Genomic DNA, 25,767 nt, shown 5'->3' on the forward strand with positions numbered 1-25,767 from the left:
TATTTGCATTGCAGAAGGAACAATATTGGGAATGATATTTCCTATTTGATATTCGTAAGCTCCCAGATCCACGGTATTGTTCCTAATTCTGGTATTTCCAACAATATCAAAATCATTGTCTACTGGATTGCAAGTACCGTAATTATAGCACTTATTATTGCGTATATTTATTTATGGTATACTCCCGAAACTTTCAGCACTACGGCTTCTTTAAAATTTGAAGAAAAACGATCAGAAATTTCAGAGTTGCTCAATGTAAGAAATGTTTATGATCGCACCAATAAAATGCAGTCAGAACAATTTGTTATTCGTTCTAGAGAAGTTTTGACTAATGCTATAGGTAACTTAGACTATAAAATTTCCTTCTATCTGAAAGGTAGGGTGCGAACTTCAGATATTTATCCGCAAAAACCAATTGATATTTCTATTATAGAACAAGATAGCGCTAATTTTACACGGGCCTTATTTGAATATGAACCTCAAAATGCATCCTCTTTTAAGCTCACATATCAAGAAGGTGGCAGGGAAATCAGCAAAACATATAAGCCAGGTCAAATCATTGCTGTCACCGGATTAAAATTCAAGATTAATAACCACTTATATGATAGTAGCAACAATCCAATCTACGCTTTTCGTTTCAATTCAAAAAGTAGTTTTTTAGGTAGAATTTCAGCAGGTCTGAATATGAGTGAAACCAAAGGAACAAATATCCTTTCCCTATCTCAAACAGATGCCAATCCTTATTTTGCTACCGACATTTTGAATGCTATCCTGCAGGAGTATGTAGGCTATGATCGCAACCAAAAAACTGTTTCAGCCACGCAGACCATCAGGTTTATTGATACCCTACAGCAAAATATGTCTAAAGTGGTAAAGGCTTCCGGCACAGAACTAGAGAAATTCAAGGTTGCCAACAAGATGCTGGATATTTCGGCCACTGGTGAAGAGGTGATGAAAAAGCTAACTGACTTGGAAACAGAAAAACGTACCCTAAACCTACAGGGTATTTTTATCAATCAGTTAGAGGCCGAAATCGTAGGTAATAAAAACCTCAATGCCATTAATTATAATCTACAGGGCATTACCGATCCCATGTTGACTAGTCTACTCAATCAATATAATACCTTATTGCTCAAACGGGAAGAAGCATTAGTGACCTATAAGGCGAGTTCTGATGTTGTACAACAAATAGATAAGCAGATTTTGGAGATCAAATCGGCATTTGTAAGCAATGCCAACAGCCAAAGACAAAAGAACACTAAGACTATCGATTTTTTAAATCAACAAATAGTGTCGATCAAACAAACCTTTAATGCTATTCCAAAGGCTGAAAGGGATATGATTAATTTACAGTCTGATTTTGCCATTAACCAAAAGGTGTATAGCTATCTATCAGAAAAAAAGTTGGAAGCCCAAATCAGCAAAGCTGCCGTGACTTCCGGAGCTACCATTGTTGACCATGCCCTTTATAACACTAAGCCAATTGCTCCCTTACATCAAAAAACCTACATGACTACTTTCATTATAGGTTTAATTGCAGGTATTGGTCTTATCTTTCTGGTACGGATGCTCAATCCTTTTATTTACGATAAAGAGACCATCGAGAGCTTAACTAACATACCTATAATTGGTGTAATCAGAAAATATCAGGATAAGATAGATGAGGATAACCGCCAAATTTTGTCCATTAAAAATCCAAAGTCGCTTTTTGCCGAGTCGGTACGGTCTGTAAGGACGAACCTTAGCTTTTTAGCTTCGGACAAGGCAAGTAAAATTGTATGCATTACTTCTGAAATTTCTGGGGAGGGCAAATCATTCACTACGGTAAATTTGGCAAGTACTTTAAGCTTAATAGACAAGAAAGTAATTGTGATTGCGGCCGATCTTAGACGTTCAAAATTACATCACACTTTTAAAGTGAGTAATTTAAAAGGGTTAAGCTCCTACCTATCCAATCAGGCTAATCTAGAAGAGATCAGTTTCACTACCGAAGTAGAAAATCTTACTTTTGTTCCTGCTGGCCCAGTACCTCCCAATCCATCAGAATTGCTGTATTCAGACAAAATGAAATCACTTTTGGAGCAACTTACCTTAAGTTACGATTTTGTAATTGTCGACTCTGCTCCAGTTGGTTTGGTTTCTGATGCTATTCCATTGATCAGAATGGCCGATGTCAATCTGTTTGTCATCCGTTCAGGCGTATCTCGTTATCAGGCGGCATCTGTTCCAGAACGGTTGTCTAAAGAATTTAACCTCTCTAATATTGCGATTATATTAAATGCTTTTGATAACGATATTTTACATAGCCGTTATTACACCACCAATTATACGGGAAGCTATTATGCCAATTACTATTATTATTCCGACTATTCAAATGCGACCTATGGTAATGGCTATTATAGTGATGAACCACAAAAAAAATGGTGGGAATTTTGGAAAAAAAGATAGAAAATGATCGATCATTTGTACAGATGGTATCCTGTGTATACGAAATCTAGAGCAGAGAAGAAGGCTTATCAAGAATTACAAAGAAAGAGCATAAGCACTTATCTCCCTCTTAAAAAAGAGCTAAAGCAATGGAGCGACCGTAAAAAGTGGGTCGAAGAACCATTGTTCAAGTCTTATCTGTTCGTACACATTTCCCACAAAGAGTATGCTGAAGTATTAATGACACATGGCATTAGTAGATTTGTCTATTTCTCCGGCAAAATAGCCGTAATGCCAGACAAGCAAATGGAAGACCTAAAATTACTTTTGGCATCTGGAGATGAATTAGAGCTCATTGAATATGAAATTGCCCCTGGTGAAAAGGTACTGATCAACGCTGGCCCTTTTAAAGGAATGATTGCCGAATTGGTTTCGATAAAAAATAAAAAAAGCCTAGTTTTAAAGTTGGAAAATCTAGGTTATGCTATACAAGTGAAGACTTCAATGGCTTACATTGAGCCATTAAAATCATAAAAGCTACTCGTTCTGGACAGATAAATCTACTAAGCTAGATCTCTATTACGGGATGATGAGAATAAGAATTAGGTTTTACAAAAAATTGTGGGACTGAAAGGGCGAAGCTGTGCTTGTCGTCCATTGTTTGTTGTAAACAACCAGAAATCAACAACGAATAGCGAAGAACAAAGACAATGTCTAAACCACCTAAAATCCTTTTCCTTACCTTAAAAATCTTCAGTTTTACTGGAGGTATAGAAAGGGCTTGTCGGTCGTTGATGAAAGCTATACAGGAAGCGGGATATGCCTTAGAGACTTGGTCGATGCATGATCCAAAAGATAGTTTAGATGAGCGTTATGGTACTCTCCATGGTTTCGAAGGCTTTGGAGGAAAAAGAATAAGTTTTGCCTGGTCAGTATTTAATGGGGCTTGGAAATATGATAAGGTTATTCTTAGCCATATTAACTTGTTGATTTTCGCAAAGATGATCAAAATCTTAAAACCCTCGACAGAGATTATTCTCTGGGCGCATGGCATTGAGGTTTGGCGACCTATCTCTAATTGGAAAAAAAAGTTTTTACAAAAGCATTGTAAAGTTTGGGCAGTAAGTAATTTTACCAAACAAGAGTTAATGCAAAGACATTACATTAGCGAGCAGCATATAAAAGTACTTAATAATAGCCTAGATCCCTTTTTTACTGCCCCTTCTACTTTTGAAAAGCCAGATTACCTCATCAATAGATATGGTATTGCGCAAGATAGTTTTGTACTTTTCACCTTAACGAGATTATCTTCAAGCGAACATCAGAAGAATTACGACACCGTAATCACCTCTGTTTTAAATCTTAAAGAAGATTTCCCAAATCTGATTTATATTATAGGGGGCAAAGCTGATGCCCAAGAAGAAGCTCGACTAATGCAAATCATTAGTCAAAATGGTCTGGAAAAAAAGGTGAAGCTAATTGGATTTATAGATGAACAAGAAATCACCGAGCACTTTTTACTCGCAGATGGTTTCATTCTGCCCAGCAGTAAGGAAGGATTTGGCATTGTATTCATCGAGGCTGCCACTTGCGGCTGCCAAGTTATTGGTGGCAATATAGATGGCAGTACTGATGCGCTTTTAAATGGTGAATTAGGACAATTGATCAATCCCAATAATGAAAAAGAAATTACCAATGCCATTCGAAAAGTTTTAACGCTTAAAGGGCATCGGCCCGAAAAACAGAGAGAATTGGCACTGGAGCATTTTAGCTTTGAAAAATACCAGAAAAAGGTGAAAGATTTATTAAATTGATTATTGTTGCTCGCCTATCAAAAAACGAAAAACCAAAATAACTATTGAAGAACAAGTAACCAAAACAAGCAATGAACAACCAACAATACGACTGGACTATTGAGCCACAAAGTTCTTTATTAGACCTGAAGTTAAAAGATACTTGGGCCTACAGAGATTTACTTTGGTTACTGGTAAGAAGAGATTTTGTTTCTTTTTACAAACAGACCATTTTAGGACCATTATGGTTTTTTATCCAGCCCTTACTTACCACCCTTATTTTTACTTTCGTATTTGGAAATTTGGCGGGTATAAGTACCGATGGGTTACCACAACCGTTGTTCTATATGGCCGGTATTACAGCCTGGAATTATTTTGCAGACTGTTTGACCAAAACCTCAACGGTCTTTAAAGACAATGCTAATATTTTCGGGAAAGTATATTTCCCTAGATTGATTATGCCATTGAGCATTGTGGTAAGCAACCTGGTACGGTTCGGCGTACAGTTCTTATTATTTCTTATTGTATTGGGTTATTACGCTTTTTTTACAAATGCACAGTTTAATGCCACATGGGCCATAAGCCTCTTTCCTTTGGTGGTCATCTTAATGGCATTGTTAGGCTTAGGTTCAGGCATGTTAATTTCTGCCATGACTACCAAATATCGTGATCTTGCCTTTTTAGTCACTTTTGGGGTTCAACTATTAATGTATGCCACTACGGTGATCTATCCTTTAAGTACAGCCATAGAAAACTATCCAGATTATGCATGGCTCATCAAATATAATCCCATGACGCCATTGATCGAAACCTTTAGGTATGGTTTTTTAGGTCAAGGATCATTCACCTGGTTTAGTTTTGGCTATACGGCATTGGTTACCGTTGTGGTTTTAATCTTCGGTATTGTTATTTTCAATAAAGTAGAGAAAAACTTTGTGGATACGGTATAAGGACAATAAGCTATAATGATTACTCCAACATTGTTTAGTATTTTAGTTGCCAATTATAACAATGGCCATTATATAGCAGAATGCTTGGATAGTCTTATAAAACAAGATTACGAATCTATAGAGATCATTATTGTAGATGACGCCTCTACTGACAATTCCATACACATTATTAAACAATACCAAAACCAACATCCCAATATTTTTCTTTTTCATAATAGTGAAAACAAAGGCGTTGGATATACCAAAAAACGTTGCATTGATGAGGCCAAAGGAGAAATATTGGGTTTTGTAGATCCTGATGATGCCATAGCTCTAAATGCTATTACAAAGATGATTGAAATGCACAAAAAAAATCCACAAGCTTCGTTAGTATATAGCAACCTGTATTATTGTGATGAAAAACTTCATATTACAGGAAAGAAATATATCAAACAAGTACCACAGGGGCAATATGATTTTTTTAATGATGATGGGGATATTTCAGCATTCACCAGTTTCAAAAAAAGTAGTTATTTAAAAACAATTGGCATAAATCCCTATTTAAAAAATGCAGAAGACCAAGACCTGTATTTTAAACTATATGATGTTGGTGAAGCTATTTTAATAGATGAACGCTTATATTATTATAGAATACATATTGGAGGTTTATCTACCCTAGCGAATGTCGACCGTTCTTATTTTTGGCGGTGGAAGGTAATCTTAAAAAGAGCTGAAGAAAAAGGCATTAATATGGAGCAAGCATTTTTGGATACCTTTATTAGAAAAACCAGTGTAAATAGATATATCAAAATTGACCAGACCTTAAGAAGTTTTTTTTTCCCCTCCTTGATAAAAAAATTTAAGAAACAATAAATGTTATTGTCGATCATCACCGTAAATTTAAACAATGCTCATGGCTTAGAGCAAACCATTAGTAGTGTTGCTTATCAGAAAAATACTGAAAATGAACATATTGTGATAGATGGTGCATCTACTGATGAAAGCGTTAATGTAATTAAAAAATACCAAAAACATATTTCATATTCGGTTTCTGAAAAAGACAATGGTATTTATCATGCTATGAATAAAGGCATTAGACAATCAAAAGGCAAATATCTACTTTTTTTAAATAGTGGAGATACCCTGTATCATAATAATGTTTTAACAGAAATTACTGAAAGAATTAAAAATAAGGCTGTCAGTATTTTCTATACAGATGCAAACTTTGTTGACAAAAAACAAAAATTGGCTTGGATAAAAACCTATCCAGAAGAAGTAAATGATAGTTTTTTTATAAAATCATCGTTATGCCACCAAACTATGCTTATCGAAAAATACGTATTTGAGCAGATTGGACTTTACAATCAAAATTATCAGCTAGCTCCTGATTGGATGTTTAGTTTTGATGCCTTTAAAAAAGGATATGTATTTGAAAAATTAACACAAACTGTGCTCAGTAATTATGTTCTGAATGGTTTTTCGGCCAACTACAAGCTAAGCCAAAAAGAAAGACAGAGCTTTTTGCAAAAATGCTATCCTGAATATTTAGAAACCTATAATCTATTAATTCGCAAAAAGGGAATATTACAAAGGGTAATCATAAAAGCCAGTAAGTTAATAGGCAATTTTAACAAAGGTCATAAGCAAAGAGATTATCTAAAGTATATTGACTCTTTACCATAATTCTTCATATTGTTTAATACAGCTATTAAAGCAGAAAATCTTTCTAAAGCCTATCAACTTGGTGAAATAGGTACTGGAACGCTAAGTCGTGACTTAGAGCGTTGGTATGCCCGCATACGAGGTAAGGAAAATCCATTTTCACTTATTGGCCAAACTAATTACACTATCAGTGCTAGCTCAGAAAGGATATGGTCTTTAAAAGATGTCAATTTCGAAATTGAACAGGGCGAAGCAATAGGTATTATTGGCAGTAATGGTGCAGGGAAAAGCACACTATTAAAGGTACTTAGTCGTGTTACCTCCCCTACTTCTGGATGCATTACTGGCAAAGGACGTATAGCTTCGTTACTAGAAGTTGGTACAGGCTTTCATCCTGAACTTACTGGACGCGAAAATGTTTACCTTAATGGTGCTATATTAGGTATGCGTAAAAAGGAAATCGCTAGCAAATTTGATGAAATTGTAAATTTTGCAGGTGTAGAGCGTTATGTAGACACTCCAGTAAAACGTTACTCTAGTGGGATGTATGTTCGTTTAGCATTTGCTGTAGCTGCACATTTAGAGAGTGAAATTTTAATTGTAGACGAGGTTTTGGCCGTTGGCGATGCTGAGTTTCAACAAAAATGCCTTGGTAAAATGGGTGAAGTAAGTAAAGGCGAAGGTAGAACGGTTTTATTCGTCAGCCATAATATGGCCGCGATAAAAAATCTGTGTACTAAAAGCATGCTACTTGTTAATGGTATACTCACCAACTTTACGGATACCGAAACGGTAGTTCAAGACTACATGAGCAATAACGATAGTCCATCACATTATACCAATTTTTCATTAATTAAAAGAGTAAATAAAGAATATGGCATCGAATTATGGTTTAAATCCTGTACACTAAATTCAACCACAATACAACAGCAGGTATGCTTTGGAGAAAAATTGAGTTTTAATATTTCCATAGGCTCAAGTCAAAAATTTTTAGGACTTAATATAGGGTTGCGAATAGAAGATGATATGGGCAATGCAATTACTGGCCCCAGATCTATGGATCAAAATGTTTCTTTCGAGATTGAAAAAGAGCTGTCTTTAACTATCGATTTCGATAAATTTATGTTAACGCCTGGGACTTATTATGTCACCTTAACATGTCTCTATAAAGGGATTTGCTTGGATCAGGTCGAAAAATGTTCGAAATTTATCGTTAGGCAAGAACCCGTACAACATACCAAACCATATTCTGGAGCTTGGGGAAAAGTAATATCTGAACCGAAATGGAAATTATGATTAGTACTTATATTAAAAATAAGGTAAATCCATACTTGTATCAGCTATTCCCACAGTTGGCCGAAAATGGTGTGCCCTTTGAACTTGATCCTTTAAAATTAGTTTGGGACAGCAGAAGATTTGATTTGGCAACCAAATACACCTATCTTAAGTATAAAAACAAATACTCAAATTTATCATGGCCAAAAGCTCTATATCAAAACCACATACATGCTTTTACAGAGGGTAGCTTTACAGAAGGAGATGGTTCTAAAAGCAATTTGAGTGACTACATCAAGAATTTTGAAATACTAGAAGAAAAATTTAAATCTAACCTTTTCGATAAAGAGAAGAGCTATATTCCCTTTAAAAATAATATTAATACAGATGGCTCGCATCGCATCTCACTCGCCGCATATTATCATAAGAAATTAGTAGGTGTACCACTAGCCGCTTTGAAAGAACCTAATTATAATTATGTATATTTCAGGGAAAGAAAACAAGAAAACTGGGTTAATGATTTTGTTTTTCTACAACATGTATTACATAATCAAAACATGAGGATCATTCATGTACATCCAAAGGCAAAATTGAAAACACAGCAAATTACTGAGATACTTGCTCAACATGGTATACGTGTCGAGTATGACAAAACGATTAAGCTCAACAAATTTGCCCATGGTTTATATGTAAGGGAATTGTATAAAAACGAAAGTTGGATTGGTAGTTCGACAAACAATTATGAGGGCGCTTTCAATCATGCTGCTCATTCTTACTCTTACTTTGGAAAACTCCGCATCTTCTTTGTCAAAGAAGATCGTCCGGATGTATTGAGGAAGATTAAAACTACCATCAGAGAAATTTGTAACATAGGAAACTATAGCGTTCACATTAACGATACCCATAACGAAACTGTAGCACTCGCTCATATTTTGTTAAACGATAACAGCATTTCTTTTATAAATGAATGTCATAATAACATTACCTTTTGGAAAACTGATAAATTTGTTAAGTACTTCGCAAATACACCAAATATTACAGAAAAGTCAGATGACTTCATATTTGTGGGAAGCCTGCCCTTGGCAATGACAGGCTTACGAGAAAATAGAGATACAGATATAATTTGTGCCAGTGAACAACTTACGACCATAAAAGAGATTTTACCAGATATAGACTGTCATAATCAGTACATGAAACAATTCAACTTTAATATCATTGAATTATTAACTGACCCTAGACAAAGTTATTACTGGCAAGGCTTTAAATTTCTATCGTTACAAAATGTTTGGAAACTGAAGCGACAGCGTAAAGAGTTTAAGGATTATCTTGATTTTACACTATCAAAAACATCCAGTTATATCCCACTACCTACCAATAAGATTTACCATTTGGCTACAAGATTAAAATTTAAAATTAGCTGATTTTTGGTCTCTTCACAATTTAAGTTGCCTATTTCTGCCTTTGTTGCAAGCTGTAATGAAGCACATCTGCTCGAAAGATGCTTGAATGGCTTATTTTTTTGCGAAGAAATATTTGTTGTAGACTTATCTTGTAAAGATGAAACAGTAGCCATTGCCAAAAAAATGGGTGCTCATGTAATAGCCCATCATAAAGTTGATGTAATCGAAGAGATTTTCCCTAGCATTATTCCTTATTCAAAAAGACCTTGGATACTAATGACCGACCCAGACGAGCTGCTACCACTTGCTTTGGCCATGGAAATCAAAGAATTATTTGAAACAAGTAACCTTACCGATTTTGCCGCTATAAAGGTACCATTCCAGTATTACTTTAAAAACACACCGCTTAAAGGAACTATTTGGGGAGGAAATAGGCATGGTAGACTCTTGTTTAATAAGGGAGCTATCAAATTGTCTACCACTGTACATCAGGGTATTCAAATTAATGAAGATAAAATGACCTACTTATTACCCAAGAAGACAAATGATATGGTTATCCAACATTTCTGGGTAACCTCCTATCGATCATTTTTGGCAAAACATAAACGTTATATATTGCAAGAAGGGAAAGCACTGTTCAATAGAAATATTAAGTATCATTTTCTCTCGCAAATGAAAATGACCATTCACAGTTTTAAGGAGTGTTATTTTATGACTAAAGGTTATAAAGACGGCTTACTGGGCTTGTTTTTATCCACTTACTGGGCTTATTACAATTTCAAAAGTTGGCAACAGCTGGCCGTATATGAAAAAAATACCTTTAAAATTAACAAGGTCTCTCAAAAAGACTAACCCCAATAGGGTTGAGCATAGTATACATCACAGCACTAATAAAGCCGAAACCAGTTTTAAAGCCCACCAAGATCCTATCATTCCAATCTTTGTGAGGAATCTATATTTAACATCATGAGTAACATCGCAATAAAAGCAGAAAATCTTTCTAAAGCCTATCAACTCGGCGAAATAGGCACTGGTACCATTAGCCGTGACTTAGAACGATGGTATGCCCGCATCCGTGGTAAAGAGGATCCTTTTCTGCGCATTGGCGAAGCTAATGATCGTACAAGCAAAGGTCATTCTGATGTGGTATGGAGCCTTAAGGATATTAATTTTGAAATTGAGCAGGGCGACGCTGTAGGCATTATTGGTCGCAATGGCGCTGGCAAAAGCACCTTGTTAAAAGTACTGAGCCGAGTAACCTCCCCTACTACAGGCCGCATTACGGGCAAAGGCCGTATTGCTTCGCTATTAGAAGTAGGCACGGGCTTTCACCCTGAACTCACCGGCCGCGAAAACATTTACCTCAACGGCGCCATCTTAGGCATGCGAAAAAAGGAGATTACCCGTAAGTTTGATGAGATTGTAGACTTTGCCGGCGTGGAACGTTATATCGACACGCCTGTGAAACGTTACTCTAGCGGCATGTATGTGCGCTTGGCCTTTGCCGTTGCTGCGCACTTAGAAAGCGAAATTCTCATTGTCGATGAGGTTTTAGCCGTAGGCGATGCGGAATTTCAGAAGAAGTGTTTAGGCAAAATGGGCGAAGTGAGTAAAGGTGAAGGCAGAACGGTGTTGTTTGTGAGCCATAATATGGGGAGTGTTTTAGAGCTTTGTAGCAGTGGAATTGTACTTGCTAACGGAATAACTCAATCAATGGGTCCTATAGAAAGTTGTGTCGAATTTTATCTTTCTACTGGAGCTGAAACATATAATTATCAAAATATCAACCCAAACAGCGATATTCCGCAAATTCTTTCCGCGTCATTAGACAGACAGGCATTAGATTATAATCAAATTAAGTGCCTTATCAATTACCAATCGTCAAAAAGACTACAAGTACCTAATATCGGTTTTATCGTTAAAAACGAACTGGGCACACCGATATTCGGAACGAATGCTGTTACTCACGGAGTAGTTAATCAAACAAAAAATTTGTCTCGAAACTCTTTGATGCTAGAGACTGAGCAGCTACCGTTACACAATGGACTTTATTCTGTAGACTTATACTTAGGGGATAAACTGGGAGATTACCACCAGCTCAATGACTGTTTAAAATTCGAGATTACAAATCAAATTAACCGAAAAAAAGGTTACAATATATCGTCTATTGGTTCTTTGAATTTAGACGCAACTTGGTACTATTCTGAAAATGCTAGCAACTAAGGCTAACTACTATCTCAATTATTTGAAAAACATTGTATCCAGTTACAGAAATGGAGTTGTAATACATCCAAGTTGTAAAATAGGAACGCGAGTCATTATGACTACCCAGTCGGTTTTTTGGAAAATGAAATCTGGTGAACTAAAAATTTCTAAAAATTGCCATATTTCTAACTTTGCAAACCTACAATGCTACGGTGGAAAAATATTGATTGAGGAAAGAACTTTCCTTGGAGAATTTGTAAGTATTTATGGTCACGGTGACGTCCGCATAGGGAAAGATTGCCTCATTGCAATGAACACCTCCATTCTTTCATCTAATCATTCTATACCGCCAACCGGTATTCTTATAAATTCAAAACCAGATATACCACTGAGTACAGTGATTGAAGACGACGTTTGGATTGGGGCAAACTGTGTTATTCTGGGTGGAATTACAATAGAAAAAGGTGCTGTTATTGGCGCAGGTAGCGTTGTTACAAAAAACATACCGTCTTATGCTATTGCTGTTGGAAATCCAGCAAAAGTTATTAAACATCGCAGCCCTAAAAAGATATGATCTTTATAAATAAAAAAGCAACAAGATTTTCAAGATATTGGTATAAATGTTAGATAACAAAGGAGTCTCTATAATTGTCTGCTGTTACAATAGTGCTAGTCGGCTACCAGAAACCATTAAACACATTGCACTTCAAGAAATACCGAAAGATATTCCTTGGGAGCTTATTGTCGTAAACAACAACTCAACCGACAATACTACTACGGTTGCATTAGCAGAAATACAAAAATATGAAAGCCTAATATCGAGATCGAAAATTGTGGACGAACCTCAGCCTGGCTTAAGTCATGCTCGCCACAAAGGTGTTGATAAAGCCAATTATGAATATGTTATTTTTTGTGATGACGACAATTGGTTGGAAAAAAAATATGTTTTTACCGCCTACGAAATACTGTTGAATAATCCGAAGATTGCAGCATGTGGAGGTGAAAGTGATGCCGTTAGCGATGTGTCATTTCCTGATTGGTGGGAAGATTATAAAGGAGGATATGCTGTAGGTAAACAGGCAGAAGAGACAGGAGATGTAACTTGGCGAAAATACTTGTGGGGAGCGGGATTGTCATTTAAAAAAGAAACTTACTTGGAAGTAAGCAATAAATTTCCTTCATTACTTAGTGATAGGAATGGTTTAGAGCTAACTTCTGGCGGAGACAGCGAGCTGTGTATGCGATTAATACTAAAAGGCTACAGGCTATTTTACTCCAGCCAGTTAAATTTTAAACATTTTATAAGTGAAGATCGGCTAACACTTAGTTACAGAGAAAAGCTTTATCATTCATTCAAAGAATCTGGAAAAATCAATAGAATTTATAGCCTAAAAATAGAAGTTATGAAAATGTCTTATATTAAAAAAGCAGTAGCATTTTCAACTACACTTGTTAGACTTATATTTTTTAGAACAAAAGCTGATTTAGAGTATGAGAATTTAAAACTTTACTTTCTTTGCGGTTTTTCCATTTCGCCTTTGGACAATAAAATCAAGCTTATCAATAATTTTTAACTCTTTTAAATGGAAATACCAAATCCAAATCTCTCATATGTTATAACAACCAGAAATCGACTGGAATATTTAAAAATCATACTACCTATTTTGCTTTCAGAGCTAAAAGATGACGAAGAAATCGTGATAGTCGATTCTGGAAGCAATGATGGCTCTAAAGAATACTTGCAAGACTTATTTACGAGAAGAATAATTCACCAGTTTTTATCAGAACCAGATAAAAACCAAGCACATGGATGGAATAAGGCGATGTTATTGGCAAGAGGTAGGTTAATAAAAAAAATTATTGATGATGACGTATTTTGCTTCTCTGCAATTAGAGAGTGTAAGGAATTTATGTTAAAAAATCCCTCTGTTGATGTTTGCATTTCAAATGAATCGAGTATTTTCTACGGAAAGGACATCTCAACAGCTTTCTTCCATAGTCACGACGACAAATTTTTAAGTTGGAAACGAAAGATTACGAAATCATTTCCATTTAGCGATGTTCATATATTGATTAGAAAAAATAGCCTTTCCTTGATTGGCTTATATAATACCAGCTTTACAATGATGGATTGGGAATATTCTCTAAGAATTACATTTCTTCAAGCAAATCTAGCTTATTATACAGGCTATAATGCTTTAGGAATTTTACATCCTGCCTCTATAAGTTCAAAAGTTCAGAAACAAGTCCTAAAAGATGAAGAAATTAGGGGTTGCACAATGTATAATTATAATAAAATCAGCAATTGGTCTAAATTAAAGATTTTTTTGGGAAAAAAAATACTAATAAATAGGAGTAATACGCAAAAGCTTCCAAATTTGGAGAGCTTTTATGATTTAAATCCAACTGAAGTTTATAAGATATACCATAAGTTCATTGAAGATCGACATTCAAAAAACAAAAAGAACTACAAATTTCACAATTAATTGAGTAACGAAAAATTAAAATTCAAAAAATCTGTTTTAACAGTCTCAGTCGGTACTGAATACTATCATTCTCTAACGAGAACACTTATAAAATCATTTCTAATACACAATAAAAATGAGATAGTTTTTAATCTACTCACTGACAATCCTAAATTCTTCAGTGAATTTGTAAATGAAATTAATGTATTCATTCAGGATTTGAACATATCGGATAAAGACAAAAGTTTCACTTCAAAATTTTATATGTATGATAAAATTATTGCAAATGAAAACCTCTTTATAGACTGCGACTGTATCATTTTTCAGGATCTAAATCATATCTTCGATTTATTTGCTAATAGAAATTTTAGCGCAATTGGAACACAACAAAAAAATGGTGATTTTTTTTGTAACATAGAGAGCATTGTTAAAAAATTTAACATACCATCTTTACCAGTTTTTGTCGGTTCAGTTTATTATTTCAAGCAAGGACAAATAGCTGCAAACATTTTCAAAAAAGCTACTCAACTTAAAAGCGATTATGATCATTATGGCTTTATTAGACTGCGAGGCAAAGAAAATGAGGAACCACTTATTGCGGTTGCAATGAGTTTATATGGCGAGACGACACTTCAAAACACATCGATAAAAGCGGATGCAATGTTTTACAAGCGCATTAATTCAAACGTGATTCGTGGAAAAAATGATCTCTTAGCTATACAAAATAATTTTAACATAAAAGATACTTATGCAAATGAGAGTGTTCGCAACATACCTATCATACACTTTAACGCTTCTTTTTCAGATGGCTGGAATTACAAGCTAGAGCAATTTCGATTAAAAAACATTCATCTACCGCAGAATCTTGTAGATATAGCGGGGCAGATGGGCATAAAATATCCAGCTATTCTAAAAATTTGGACAAAAGAAATCTTAAGACCCATTTACAGAAGTATTTTCGGTTTTAGAAAAGTTAGTACTAGCAAGCGTTTAAAATAAAAACTTGATGGATAAAATAAGTGTAATTATACCTGTTTATAACGGAGAAAAATTTATCAAAGAAACAATTAAGTCTGTATTAGACCAAACTCATAAAAATTTTGAAATTATTTTAGTAAATGACGGCTCTTCAGACTCCACATTGAGCGAAATACAAGAGTTTGTAAACGAAAGCAACTTTACATTAATTAATACAAAAAATAGCGGGGCGAGCGCAGCAAAAAAACTAGGTCTTGTACATGCCACTGGCGATTATATACAGTACCTAGATGCTGACGACTTATTGTCTCCAGAAAAATTCGAGGTACAAATTAAATGTCTTAAAAATAGTCCAAATGCTGTTGCAGTATGTAATACCGCTTATTTTTACGACGGAGAAAACCACTTAAATTCAATTCAGTTTTCTGGAGATTATTTTTTTAACGATCATTTTTGCAATAATCCTATAAAATTTCTTATCAATCTTTATGGAGGATTCGATTTAAAAGGTGGAATGATACAACCAAACGCATTTTTGGTACCAAAAAAGATAATTGAGTCTGCCGGTACTTGGAACACTGACATCTCACCATGCATGGATGAAGATGGAGAATATTTTTGCAGAGTATTACTAAATTCAAACAAAATCATATTCAACAGAGAAGTACTAAACTACTACAGAAAATTTAGATTTTCTAGATCACTTTCCAGTGTGAAGTCTGAAATATCTTTGAGAAATCTAGTGAAAAGTACCTTACTAAAACATGAGCATCTATTAAAGGTAAATAAGGATCCTGAGCTACTTAAAAATATAGATTCAGCTACCTATAGAACTTTAGACGAAATAAAGTTAATGTGCTTTAACATCTACCCTCAAGTTTTCGAAACAGTAACTAGTGCACAAGCTCAGCTTAAACCTCATTTAATTAACAGAAAGCCAATACTTGGAGGCACAGTAATTAATCTAATAGCAAAGATTTTTGGTTGGAAGGTTGCAAAACGACTTCAATTGACAAAGTTAAGATTGCTTCATACATTAAAATTTTAGATAGCTGAGCAAATGAAGTCACTAAATTTATTTTACAAAGAACAAGACAATTATAGATGGTTCAAGTATGACCAATATCCTAGAAAACTGATTAGAAGAATTTTAAGAGGAAAGCAAAGGCCTGGAGGTCAAATGATGGTCGCCATCAACCTTATGAAAGGTTTAGATAAGTTAGGTATTCCCTATCGTTTTAACGACTACCGTTACGCAAGGAAAAATCCAAATGAGCTTATAGGAATAATAGGCAAAGACCATCTAATATTTGAAAAAAAATTCAAAAACCCAATCCTATTCGGTGCATCTATTGGTATTAATCCGTACTCGAATCCAAACTTCCTAAAAGACTTCCCAAATGTTATGAAAATTTTGGTTCCTGGAAATTGGTTAAAGGAAATGTTTGATAAAAAGTATGAAAAAGATAAAATAAATATTTGGCCTGTAGGCATTGACACAAATATCTGGAACCCATTTTTAAAGAAAAAACAACCTAATGTGGATTTCTTGATCTATGATAAAATACGGTGGGATCATCAAACATTTGAAATCGAAATTATTAACCCTATCATTGAAATTTTAAATTCTCGTAGCCTTAGCTACGACGTTATTCGATACGGATTTTACGAGCCGGAGCAATTAAAAACCAAAACATCAAACTGTAAGGCTGTTATTTTTCTTTGCGAACACGAAACACAAGGGATTGCTTATCAGCAAATTTTAGCGACTGGTACACCTATCTTCGCGTGGGACCGAGGGGGATATTGGCAGGATCCTGCATACTATCCTGATAAAATTAAGTTTCAACCAGTTAGCTCTGTTCCATATTGGGATGACAGATGTGGTAAAAAATTTAAGGACATCTCAGAATTTAACCTTCATCTCGATGATTTTATCGCTAACATTCATAATTATAGCCCAGATCAGTTCATAAAGGAAGAGCTAACTTTGGAAATAGCTAGTAAAAAATATTTTGAAATCTACGAGCAACTACGTGCTTCAATAATATGAAAGAAGCTTGCCTAATTATACCTTACTATGGCAACTGGCCAGTCTATATGAATATCTTTTTAGAAAGCTGCAAACACAATCTGTGGCTAGACGTGCTGTTTTTCACAGACATAAAAGAAAGGCCAAATACAACATTGAGTAATGTACAATTCATAAATTTTAGCCTAACGGAGATTGAGAAGAAAGTTAAAAAATTGACAAACATCTCCGGTTTCAAAATCCCATTCAATTACAAACTTTGCGACTTAAAACCCTTATATGGCTCCATTTTTGAAGATTATATTTCCGATTATATTTATTGGGCATACGGTGATTGCGATTTGGTTTATGGTGATGTTTATTCTTTTGTAAAAACTAAATTTGAAAGTAAGATTGATTTTATCTCGTTTCACGATAAATGGCTGAGTGGTTCGTTTACTTTAGTGAGAAACAACCCTTACAACAATAAGCTTTTTCAAAAATTAGAAATGTTAGAAAAGCATCTAAATAGCGAAGTTTTTGAAGGTATTGATGAAGTTAAACATCAATGGATTTTTGAAGATCGATTGGAACTATCCCCAAGTTGTATGACATATTTGGTTCAACTGAAAACTAACCAAAAGAAAATTACGTCCTCTTTCGAAAATAATATTACCGAAGAATTAATAAAAAATGACCTAATTTTCTACAACAATGGAACAATCGATTACAACCACAGTTTTAAAGCATACTTCCATTATGTTAGTAATAAAATCCGTCCTCAATTCTGCTTTCCTAACTGGAGAAATGTACCTCAAAAATTCTACATCAACGAGACTGGCTTTTACAAAGCAAAATGGCAAGCAACAATACTGAGGCCTTTTAAAAAGTATCCAAAGCTATTCTTTTATTACATGCTAAAGCTACCTAACTACATCAAACGCAAATTACTTTTAGATGGATAAACGTATCTGCATCATCTCTCATCAACACCTTTGTAGAAACCCCAGAGTTTTAAAAGAAAGCTTGGCACTATCTAAAAATGGTTACAAGGTGACTATACTCACTAGTATTTACAATTCAGACCTATTAAAAGAAGACCAAAACTTACTGGCGAACCACAACATTATATACCTAACTTACAACAACCTCATCAATAGTAACTTTAAAAGTTATAAGAGTAGAATTTGTAACAAGCTAGGCAGACTCATTAATAAATTGGGCGTTGAAAATAGATGGGCCATAGGCTATTTACCAAATAAATGTTTGACAATGGCTCTACAACAAATTGCAGACCTATACATTTGCCACCAAGAGTTACCCACGTACGTAGGAGTAATTTTACTAAAACTAGGAAAAAAAGTAGCTTTTGATTTTGAAGACTGGTATTCTGAAGACCTCTTGCCAAGTGCGAGAAAATACAGATCACAAAAGCTGCTTTCAAAAATTGAAGAATTTGCGCTTCATCACGCTAGCGTATGTTATACTACATCATTACCAATGGCAAATGCGATGGCTGAGAAATACAATACAGAAAAACCAGGAATAATCTACAACAGTTTTAAAATCTTGTATAAAGATCATGTCAGCAGCTCTACTATAATTCGGCTGATATGGCTTTCGCAGACTGTTGGTCCTGGGCGAGGATTGGAAAAAATCATAAAAGCCATGAACTATACTAAGAACGTTCAACTTGAGCTTAACTTACGCGGGGCGATATCAGATGATTATAAAGAGATCCTTAAGGCTGAACTAATTAATTCTCAACACAGTATTAATTTTTTGCCCTTAATCCAAAATAATGATTTACAAAAAAATCTTGTAAAGTACGACCTAGGTCTTGCAACCGAGCTAAACACACCCGCTAGTAGAGATCTTACACTAACAAACAAGATATTTCATTATTTATCAGTTGGGCTACCGGTAATAGCCAGTGCTACAAAAGGCCAGTTATCACTCAAAGAAGATTTTCCGGACGGCATCCAGTACTATTACAACACCGCAGAACTTAGTGAAATTTTTTCATCCCTCGATAAAAACAGTCTCCAAAACGAACGAGTTAAAATTTTGCGAACTTATCGAGAAAAATATGACTGGAGTTTAATGGAAAAAGAACTACAGAGTATTGTAAAACAAATCTTTTCTTGAAAAAACTCCTTATCATATCCCCCTATTTTCCGCCAGCTAACGCCGCTGATATGCAAAGGATACGCATGAGTTTACCTTATTTCGACGCATTTGGATGGGAAGCGGAAGTCGTGGCCTGCCATCCGAAGTATTATGATGGAAGTGTAGATGAACTTCTATTGGATAGCATACCGAAGAATACGAAAGTACATTATGTTGAAGCCTTCAGTAAAAAATTAACGAGCAAGCTTGGTCTAGGTAGTTTAGCCTTAAGAAGTTTATGGTTTTACCGAAAAAAAGTAAATGAATTGTTGAAAAAAAAACATTTCGATTTAATCTACTTTTCTACCACACAATTTCCGGTTTGTATTTTAGGAGCGTATTGGAAGAAGAAATTTAGCATACCCTATGTAATTGACATGCAGGATCCTTGGCATTCTGAGTACTATCAAGATAAGCCGAAACATCAACTTCCACCCAAATATTGGTTTTCTTATCGTTTAAACAAATATCTAGAACCGATTGCAATGAAAAGTGTGGACGGCTTGATTGCAGTTTCTGAGCAATACAATACCGATTTAAAAAAAAGATATGGTTTAAAAGTACCTGCGGCAACCATTACTTTCGGAGCTTTTGAACGCGACATTGAGATTGCAAGACAAAATATAGCGCACTGTCCAGCATTAATCACTAAAAATCAAAAGATAGCCGTGGGTTATATCGGTAGGGGTGGCCACGATATGCAAGATGCAATTGAAATACTATTTGGAGCAATACAGAAAGGCCTGGTTCAACATCCAGAGTATTTTAAACAATTTCATTTCAATTTTTTGGGTACGAGTTATGCGCCCAAAGGCAAAGGAAAAAAAACCATTGAACCGTTAGCCACTGCTTTCGGCCTGGAAGAATCAGTAGTTGAAAATACAGACCGAATGCCTTTTTATCAAACCATTAATACACTTGCTGCATTTGATATCTTATTCATTTGTGGTTCTAATGACGAGAAATATACCGCTTCAAAAATATATCCATATCTATTATTAAAAAAACCTCTCTTAGCAATATTCCATGAGAAAAGCTCTGTGGTAAATATCATCCAATCTTGTAGCAATGCTACAGTGGTTACTTTTCAAGAAAATAAAGAGACTCAATCTGAAAAAATTATTAATTTTTTAGAAAACTATGCAAAAAGAACGTTCGGATTAAGTCAAACAGCATTCCTTCCCTATACGGCTATTGAAATGACACATAAGCAATGCAGATTGTTTGACAATGTTTCTTTATAAAGCTAAAACATAGCAGAAAATGATTAAAACACTATTAAAATTACTATTAAGGCGCTCCTACTACAAAGGACAATACAGGCTATTTAATTTTTTTTACACTAATGGCTTTTTAACAGGAAATGAAGCAATTGTTTCTCCGTTACAGGGAGATTTTCGAATTAAATGTAATCCTAAAACATGGATAGGTGCACAAATAACATATTTGGGGGAATATGAGGACTACATCAAAGATACTTTTAAAAAACATGTTTCAGTTGGAGATACAGTCTTAGACATTGGCGCTAATATTGGTTTTCATACTTTATTCTTTTCTACCTTAGTTGGCAATAAAGGCAAAGTAGTTGCTTTTGAACCTGTAATTAACAATTTCAACCAATTAGTAGAAAATATTCAACTCAATGGCTTTGATAATGTATTGCCCATAAATATAGCCTTAGGTAATAAAAATGAAACCTTATATATCAACACTGCTGCCACCAACAATAATCCTGGGGCATATAGCCTTTTAGATTTAGGCGAGACAAAAATTGAGTGTAGAGTTGGCGATGAACTGAGCGAATTTGGTAGCCAGCAAAAAATAGATTTTATAAAAATTGATGTAGAGGGTTATGAGCTATTTGCATTGCAAGGTTTGATAAAAACCATCCAACTGTACAAACCAAAGATAGTCTTTGAATACGACAAAAATTACCAGTTGAAAGCTGGCGTAGACCCAAATGCCATATTTGACTTATTAACATCACTTGATTACTCTTTTCACGAAGTTAAGCGGCATGCAGTGGTATCAATCACCCTTCCTGTGCAACTTGTTTCAGCCGATATATTGGCGCTACCCATTTAATGAAAAAACTCGCCATCATCATCACCCACCCTATCCAATACTACGTGCCGGTATTCCGCCTAATGGCACAACAATGCAAGTTAAAAGTATTTTACACTTGGGGTGTGGCAGGCATGGTGCCCAAACACGACCCTGGTTTTGGTAAAACCATCGCTTGGGATTTACCAATGTTAGATGGGTATGATTATGAGCTTTTAGAAAATATTTCAGCAAATCCAGGTTCTCATCATGGCAAAGGAATTATCAATCCAGATATAATTAGCAAAATTGAAGAATTTTCTCCAAACGCCATTTTAATCTACGGCTATATTTACGATAGTCACCTTAAGGCGATGCGTCATTTTAAAGGTAAAATTCCAATTTGGTTTAGAGGTGACTCTACATTATTGGGTGAACAATTTGGATTCAAAGCCATCGCAAAAAAACTGTATTTGAAATGGGTGTATAGTCATGTAGATAAAGCTTTTTACGTGGGGACGAACAATAAAGCTTATTTCAAAAAATACGGTTTAAAAGAGAAACAGTTAGTTTTTGCGCCACATGCCGTAGATAATAAACGTTTTGCTGAAGATAGAAAAGCGGAAAGTAATGATTTGAGAGAAAGTTTAGGAGTAGCTAACGAAGATATTTTAATATTATTTGCTGGGAAATTAGAGCCCAATAAAAATCCAGAATTGTTACTGGATGCGTTTATAGCTTGGAATAAGGAACAACAAGCAAAGAATAAGGAGCTTAAGTGTGAGATTTCTCCTCGGAATCTCGTCGAAATGACTGCAGAGAAGGGAATGTCGAGTAATAAAAAAGTTCATTTGCTATTTGTAGGGAATGGAGTATTGCAGGAAAGTTTAAAGTTGAAAGCACAAGTATTTAATGCTGAGATTGCTTCGTACCTAGCAATGACGAATAGTATTCATTTCATGGATTTTCAAAACCAAACGCAGATGCCGGTAGTATATCAGGCCTGCAATATTTATTGCCTCCCTTCAAAAAGCGAAACTTGGGGCTTAGCTGTTAATGAAGCAATGGCAGTAGGCAAAGCAATTATCGTTTCAGATAAAGTAGGTTGTGCGATAGATTTAGTGCAGGATGGAATTAACGGCTATATTTTTAGGTCTAATGATATGAAGGACTTAACGGAAAAACTTAACCTATTATTCAACCATTCAAATTTGCTCGCCGATTTCCGCAAACAATCTCAACAGCTCATTAAAAATTGGGGTTTCGAACATCAAGTAGAACAGTTCATTACAACATTAAATGCAACAAACTAAAGTTTTTGCTATACCAGCATTCATAGTTTTCTTTCTATCGCTTGGTTTATACGATTCGCCTAATGTAAGTTTTTTAACTGCTTGGCTAGGATCATTCTATATTTTTTACCTCACGTGGTTTTCACCACATAAAATAGTGCAAAAAGATTTGCCCATAGCACAGCAAATTATGCGTCCGATCTTTCTATTACAATTCATCTTCGCTGGTTTTATGTGTTGCACTTCTATTTTCTATTTTTTGGATCATTTAGGTTATGAATATTTGGAGAAAGTAAATCCAGCAAAATTCATCGTAAATGAACAAACCTATCTGATTGCCAAATGTCAACGTTTATTCCTCTTGGCCCATATTGCATTGGTATGGGGAATACTATTTTTTTCTTCATCAAGTAAAAAAAAGAAGCGATATGCACTATGTACCAACTTTCCATGGCTAAAAGTAGGAATAGGTTTTTATATGGTTGCCTTAGCCCTTCAGTTTATTCCTGGACTGTTGCAATTTTCCATATACTTTAATAATATGGCTGTTTTTTGTGCCTCTTTATTATTGCTAAAAGGTTTACGTAATAAAGAAGGCCTACTTATTACCTATGGGGCTACCATGTTTGGTCTTAACTTTATTAATGCTACCTTAAGTGGTTTCAAGGAACATATTATTATCAATGTCATTATTCTCTTTGCGTTATTGCTTCCCTATTATAAACGTACCATAACCATATTGGCCTTACCTACCATTTACATTCTTTTATATATTTTACCTACTTATGCAGGCATTATTCGCCAGCAATCTTGGTCCGGTGAAAAAACAGCAACAGAAGCTAGATCTGCTGCCATAGAAACTATTTTTCAGGAAGATAATGATGAGAAAATTGTAGAAACCAATTGGGAATTTTTAACCAATCGCTTTTCTGAAATTGGCATGTTTACGCAATTTGTGGCCTATGTGCCTGAAAAAAGAGATTACTACGGTTTTGAAATTTTGGAAAATGCTACCTTAGCGCTTGTGCCGAGGGTATTTTATCCCAACAAGCCCATAACCGAAACTACTGCCATGCAAAGGGTTTATGAAGCGGGTGTAGTTGATGAACGTTCATCGGTTTCAGCTAAAACCCGTCCTGTAGTAGATGCCTATTTATCTTTCGGCTATTGGGGCGTTTTTATTTTCCTTTTTGCGTTGGGTTATTTTATTCAGTTTTTTAATGATACAGCTGAACGTTGGTTTGGGGGTTATGAATTTGGCTGTATTGTGATGTTTAACGGTTGTTTTCAGGTTTTATGGCGGGGAAACAATTTCGAATTTATGCTCAACAATATGCTCTATGGCTTCATTACCATGTGGTTGGTATTTGTGATACTGCGTAAAATACAAATACTAGCGCCTGTACGTTAAACAAAACTGAATGTAATTTATAATAGCAGTTAGCCGCAAATAACAACTACCTTTAGTTCAATTTCAGTACCCACCTTACCCTATCCAAAATCACGTAAAAAAACATGCCTGAACTTAAAGAACGAAATAATCTATTAGATAGTTTCAGGCTGTTAGCCGCATTTGCCGTAATGCATTTACATACGCAATTAGGTGATATAGGCTATGAATGGAGTAGCATCATCCGTTTTGGCTGTCGATGGGCTGTTCCATTTTTTTTTATAAGTGCAGGACATTATTTGGCTATAAAGAATGAAAAATCCACCATCTCCATATTATCCATTCGTAGCAACCTGATCAACCTCATTGGCATACTTATTATCGCCAGTGCAGTGTATATTATTTTTGCCTGGCTATCGGGATATATGTGGTTCCATAATGACGTCAAGTATCTTTTTATCGGCTCATTTTGGCACATTTGGTTTATTGGATCAATGATTTTTGCCTATATCATGCTTTGGTTTATTGATGAAGTGTTGGGAAGGCGCCTATTGTACATTTGCGGAACAATTACTTTATTGGGCTGTATCATCATATCTGAATTCTCTTTTCTTTTGCCCCTAAAAATCAGTTATGAAGAAATTCCGAGGTTTATAAGCGGCTTTGCCTTTATGACACTAGGCATGCTCTTAAGTAAGATCAATTTTTCACAAGTAAATCGATTTTTCCTATTAACATTAGCTATTATTTCCCTATGCGTAGTTTTTATCGAGCTATACGTAGGTAAGATTGGAAACTATATCAATTTATATCAGATTGAATTAAGCCTGGGAAGTGCCTTGCTTGCCATTACATTATTTATTTGTAGCCAAGTGCTCACCACTGAGAAAAACATGATGAGCATAATTGGAAAACGCTATTCTTTATTCATATATCTTTATCATATCCTCATCTTTAAAATGATATCAAAAATTTTCGTTATGCTAAAGATCAATCCGGACAGTACCTACATTTTTTTCCCTTTATTGGCTTTAGCAAGCCTATTGCTAGGTGTTTATAGTCTAGAGAAAAAAGCACCTAAGTTATTGGCTGTACTCAACGGTAAAATGACCAATGGGGTGACTACAAAGTAAAACCTTCATAGAGATCTTACTTACGTTTGAGACGAATAAAAATTACAACATTCCATACCTTTCAACGTTCAATCATTAAAAATCATGAACACAATCATAAAAAAACAACGCCACTATATCCCTCAAACCCTGGAAATCAAATGGGAAAACCTATCCCCTATTTTTGAGGAACTGCGACAAAGAGAAATCAATAGCCCTACCGAACTTGAACAATGGCTTCGTGATAAAAGCGAGCTAGAAGCTGCCTTAGAAGAAGACTTTGCATGGAGGTACATCAAAATGAGCTGCGATACGGTGAATGAACAGTTGGTAGCAGCCTTCCAATATTTCGCTACCGATATTGAGCCTAAAATAGCGCCAATTGCCAACGACCTGAACAAAAAACTTGTAGAAAGTCCATATCTCAACAATTTAGATCAAGAAAAATATTTTGTTTATTTACGTGCCGTGAAAACTGCGCTAGCCCTTTTTAGGGAAGAGAACATTCCCCTATTTACAGAGCTACAGGTTAAACAACAAAAATACCAAGGGATTACCGGCGCCATGAGCGTAGAAATAAACGGACAAGCTGTCTCTTATACACATCTGACGCTGC

The 25,767-nt window shown here is 35.1% G+C and carries 23 protein-coding genes and 1 pseudogene; all 24 read left to right on the plus strand.

Annotated elements, in window-relative coordinates:
* On the plus strand, nt 1-2,448 hold a 2,448-nt coding region (locus JHD79_RS18775), incomplete at its 5' end, for a tyrosine-protein kinase (protein WP_199120896.1).
* 3 nt (nt 2,449-2,451) lie between these two features.
* Nucleotides 2,452-2,961, plus strand: a complete 510-nt coding sequence (locus JHD79_RS18780) for a UpxY family transcription antiterminator (RefSeq protein WP_199120897.1) — start codon at nt 2,452-2,454, stop codon at nt 2,959-2,961.
* Nucleotides 2,962-3,137: 176 nt separating this feature from the next.
* Complete coding sequence (locus tag JHD79_RS18785) at nt 3,138-4,241, plus strand: glycosyltransferase family 4 protein (RefSeq protein WP_199120898.1); 1,104 nt, start codon at nt 3,138-3,140, stop codon at nt 4,239-4,241.
* Between the two features lie 71 nt (nt 4,242-4,312).
* Entirely contained in the window at nt 4,313-5,170 is an 858-nt protein-coding gene (locus JHD79_RS18790; protein WP_199120899.1) for an ABC transporter permease, read from the plus strand.
* A gap of 15 nt (nt 5,171-5,185) precedes the next feature.
* Entirely contained in the window at nt 5,186-6,022 is an 837-nt protein-coding gene (locus tag JHD79_RS18795; protein ID WP_199120900.1) for a glycosyltransferase family A protein, read from the plus strand.
* Nucleotides 6,023-6,832, plus strand: coding sequence for a glycosyltransferase family 2 protein (locus JHD79_RS18800; protein WP_199120901.1), 810 nt, complete (start codon nt 6,023-6,025; stop codon nt 6,830-6,832).
* A 9-nt stretch (nt 6,833-6,841) separates the two neighbouring features.
* Nucleotides 6,842-8,107 carry an ABC transporter ATP-binding protein gene (locus tag JHD79_RS18805; protein WP_199120902.1) on the plus strand — a complete coding sequence of 422 codons (1,266 nt, stop codon included), beginning with the start codon at nt 6,842-6,844 and terminating at the stop codon, nt 8,105-8,107.
* Nucleotides 8,104-9,507 carry a hypothetical protein gene (locus tag JHD79_RS18810; RefSeq protein WP_233164781.1) on the plus strand — a complete coding sequence of 468 codons (1,404 nt, stop codon included), beginning with the start codon at nt 8,104-8,106 and terminating at the stop codon, nt 9,505-9,507. The genes JHD79_RS18805 and JHD79_RS18810 overlap by 4 nt, the downstream gene beginning before the upstream one ends.
* A 3-nt stretch (nt 9,508-9,510) precedes the next feature.
* Entirely contained in the window at nt 9,511-10,338 is an 828-nt protein-coding gene (locus tag JHD79_RS18815; protein WP_233164782.1) for a hypothetical protein, read from the plus strand.
* Nucleotides 10,339-10,452: 114 nt separating this feature from the next.
* The gene (locus tag JHD79_RS18820; protein ID WP_199120905.1) at nt 10,453-11,709 is read left to right on the plus strand and encodes an ABC transporter ATP-binding protein; all 1,257 of its coding nucleotides are present in this window, start codon (nt 10,453-10,455) and stop codon (nt 11,707-11,709) included.
* A gap of 22 nt (nt 11,710-11,731) precedes the next feature.
* On the plus strand, nt 11,732-12,265 hold the full coding sequence (locus JHD79_RS18825; RefSeq protein ID WP_199120906.1) for a DapH/DapD/GlmU-related protein: 534 nt from the start codon (nt 11,732-11,734) through the stop codon (nt 12,263-12,265).
* Between the two features lie 46 nt (nt 12,266-12,311).
* Nucleotides 12,312-13,265, plus strand: coding sequence for a glycosyltransferase family A protein (locus JHD79_RS18830; protein ID WP_199120907.1), 954 nt, complete (start codon nt 12,312-12,314; stop codon nt 13,263-13,265).
* A 9-nt stretch (nt 13,266-13,274) separates the two neighbouring features.
* The gene (locus JHD79_RS18835) at nt 13,275-14,177 is read left to right on the plus strand and encodes a glycosyltransferase (protein WP_199120908.1); all 903 of its coding nucleotides are present in this window, start codon (nt 13,275-13,277) and stop codon (nt 14,175-14,177) included.
* Complete coding sequence (locus JHD79_RS18840) at nt 14,178-15,155, plus strand: hypothetical protein (RefSeq protein WP_199120909.1); 978 nt, start codon at nt 14,178-14,180, stop codon at nt 15,153-15,155. It begins immediately after the preceding gene.
* A 7-nt stretch (nt 15,156-15,162) separates the two neighbouring features.
* Entirely contained in the window at nt 15,163-16,182 is a 1,020-nt protein-coding gene (locus JHD79_RS18845; protein WP_199120910.1) for a glycosyltransferase family A protein, read from the plus strand.
* A 12-nt stretch (nt 16,183-16,194) separates the two neighbouring features.
* Entirely contained in the window at nt 16,195-17,187 is a 993-nt protein-coding gene (locus tag JHD79_RS18850; protein WP_199120911.1) for a glycosyltransferase, read from the plus strand.
* A complete protein-coding gene (locus JHD79_RS18855; protein WP_199120912.1) occupies nt 17,184-18,110 on the plus strand; it encodes a DUF6625 family protein in 927 nt (308 codons plus the stop codon). Before JHD79_RS18850 ends, JHD79_RS18855 begins: the two co-directional genes overlap by 4 nt.
* Nucleotides 18,103-19,293 (plus strand): hypothetical protein, encoded by a 1,191-nt coding sequence (locus JHD79_RS18860; RefSeq protein ID WP_199120913.1) that lies wholly within the window; start codon nt 18,103-18,105, stop codon nt 19,291-19,293. The genes JHD79_RS18855 and JHD79_RS18860 overlap by 8 nt, the downstream gene beginning before the upstream one ends.
* Nucleotides 19,290-20,558, plus strand: a complete 1,269-nt coding sequence (locus JHD79_RS18865; RefSeq protein WP_233164783.1) for a glycosyltransferase — start codon at nt 19,290-19,292, stop codon at nt 20,556-20,558. The genes JHD79_RS18860 and JHD79_RS18865 overlap by 4 nt, the downstream gene beginning before the upstream one ends.
* A 19-nt stretch (nt 20,559-20,577) precedes the next feature.
* On the plus strand, nt 20,578-21,399 hold the full coding sequence (locus tag JHD79_RS18870; protein ID WP_199120914.1) for an FkbM family methyltransferase: 822 nt from the start codon (nt 20,578-20,580) through the stop codon (nt 21,397-21,399).
* Complete coding sequence (locus tag JHD79_RS18875; protein ID WP_233164784.1) at nt 21,399-22,670, plus strand: glycosyltransferase family 4 protein; 1,272 nt, start codon at nt 21,399-21,401, stop codon at nt 22,668-22,670. The genes JHD79_RS18870 and JHD79_RS18875 overlap by 1 nt, the downstream gene beginning before the upstream one ends.
* Nucleotides 22,657-24,060, plus strand: a complete 1,404-nt coding sequence (locus JHD79_RS18880) for an exosortase Y-associated Wzy-like protein (protein WP_199120915.1) — start codon at nt 22,657-22,659, stop codon at nt 24,058-24,060. Before JHD79_RS18875 ends, JHD79_RS18880 begins: the two co-directional genes overlap by 14 nt.
* Nucleotides 24,061-24,164: 104 nt before the next feature.
* Nucleotides 24,165-25,172 (plus strand): acyltransferase, encoded by a 1,008-nt coding sequence (locus tag JHD79_RS18885; RefSeq protein WP_199120916.1) that lies wholly within the window; start codon nt 24,165-24,167, stop codon nt 25,170-25,172.
* Between the two features lie 84 nt (nt 25,173-25,256).
* Nucleotides 25,257-25,767, plus strand: a pseudogene (locus tag JHD79_RS18890) (M3 family oligoendopeptidase); the annotation flags it as partial.

It is taken from the genome of Pedobacter sp. ASV28 (assembly GCF_016428855.1).
In the GTDB taxonomy this organism is placed as follows: Bacteria; Bacteroidota; Bacteroidia; order Sphingobacteriales; family Sphingobacteriaceae; genus Pedobacter.

What these genes read in the sequence shown, in the direction of transcription:
- JHD79_RS18780 (WP_199120897.1), top strand. Translation starts at nt 2,452, where the DNA reads ATGATCGATCATTTGTACAGATGGTATCCTGTGTATACGAAATCTAGA.
- JHD79_RS18785 (WP_199120898.1), top strand. Translation starts at nt 3,138, where the DNA reads ATGTCTAAACCACCTAAAATCCTTTTCCTTACCTTAAAAATCTTCAGT.
- JHD79_RS18790 (WP_199120899.1), top strand. Translation starts at nt 4,313, where the DNA reads ATGAACAACCAACAATACGACTGGACTATTGAGCCACAAAGTTCTTTA.
- JHD79_RS18795 (WP_199120900.1), top strand. Translation starts at nt 5,186, where the DNA reads ATGATTACTCCAACATTGTTTAGTATTTTAGTTGCCAATTATAACAAT.
- JHD79_RS18800 (WP_199120901.1), top strand. Translation starts at nt 6,023, where the DNA reads ATGTTATTGTCGATCATCACCGTAAATTTAAACAATGCTCATGGCTTA.
- JHD79_RS18810 (WP_233164781.1), top strand. Translation starts at nt 8,104, where the DNA reads ATGATTAGTACTTATATTAAAAATAAGGTAAATCCATACTTGTATCAG.
- JHD79_RS18820 (WP_199120905.1), top strand. Translation starts at nt 10,453, where the DNA reads ATGAGTAACATCGCAATAAAAGCAGAAAATCTTTCTAAAGCCTATCAA.
- JHD79_RS18830 (WP_199120907.1), top strand. Translation starts at nt 12,312, where the DNA reads ATGTTAGATAACAAAGGAGTCTCTATAATTGTCTGCTGTTACAATAGT.
- JHD79_RS18835 (WP_199120908.1), top strand. Translation starts at nt 13,275, where the DNA reads ATGGAAATACCAAATCCAAATCTCTCATATGTTATAACAACCAGAAAT.
- JHD79_RS18845 (WP_199120910.1), top strand. Translation starts at nt 15,163, where the DNA reads ATGGATAAAATAAGTGTAATTATACCTGTTTATAACGGAGAAAAATTT.
- JHD79_RS18850 (WP_199120911.1), top strand. Translation starts at nt 16,195, where the DNA reads ATGAAGTCACTAAATTTATTTTACAAAGAACAAGACAATTATAGATGG.
- JHD79_RS18855 (WP_199120912.1), top strand. Translation starts at nt 17,184, where the DNA reads ATGAAAGAAGCTTGCCTAATTATACCTTACTATGGCAACTGGCCAGTC.
- JHD79_RS18860 (WP_199120913.1), top strand. Translation starts at nt 18,103, where the DNA reads ATGGATAAACGTATCTGCATCATCTCTCATCAACACCTTTGTAGAAAC.
- JHD79_RS18870 (WP_199120914.1), top strand. Translation starts at nt 20,578, where the DNA reads ATGATTAAAACACTATTAAAATTACTATTAAGGCGCTCCTACTACAAA.
- JHD79_RS18875 (WP_233164784.1), top strand. Translation starts at nt 21,399, where the DNA reads ATGAAAAAACTCGCCATCATCATCACCCACCCTATCCAATACTACGTG.
- JHD79_RS18880 (WP_199120915.1), top strand. Translation starts at nt 22,657, where the DNA reads ATGCAACAAACTAAAGTTTTTGCTATACCAGCATTCATAGTTTTCTTT.
- JHD79_RS18885 (WP_199120916.1), top strand. Translation starts at nt 24,165, where the DNA reads ATGCCTGAACTTAAAGAACGAAATAATCTATTAGATAGTTTCAGGCTG.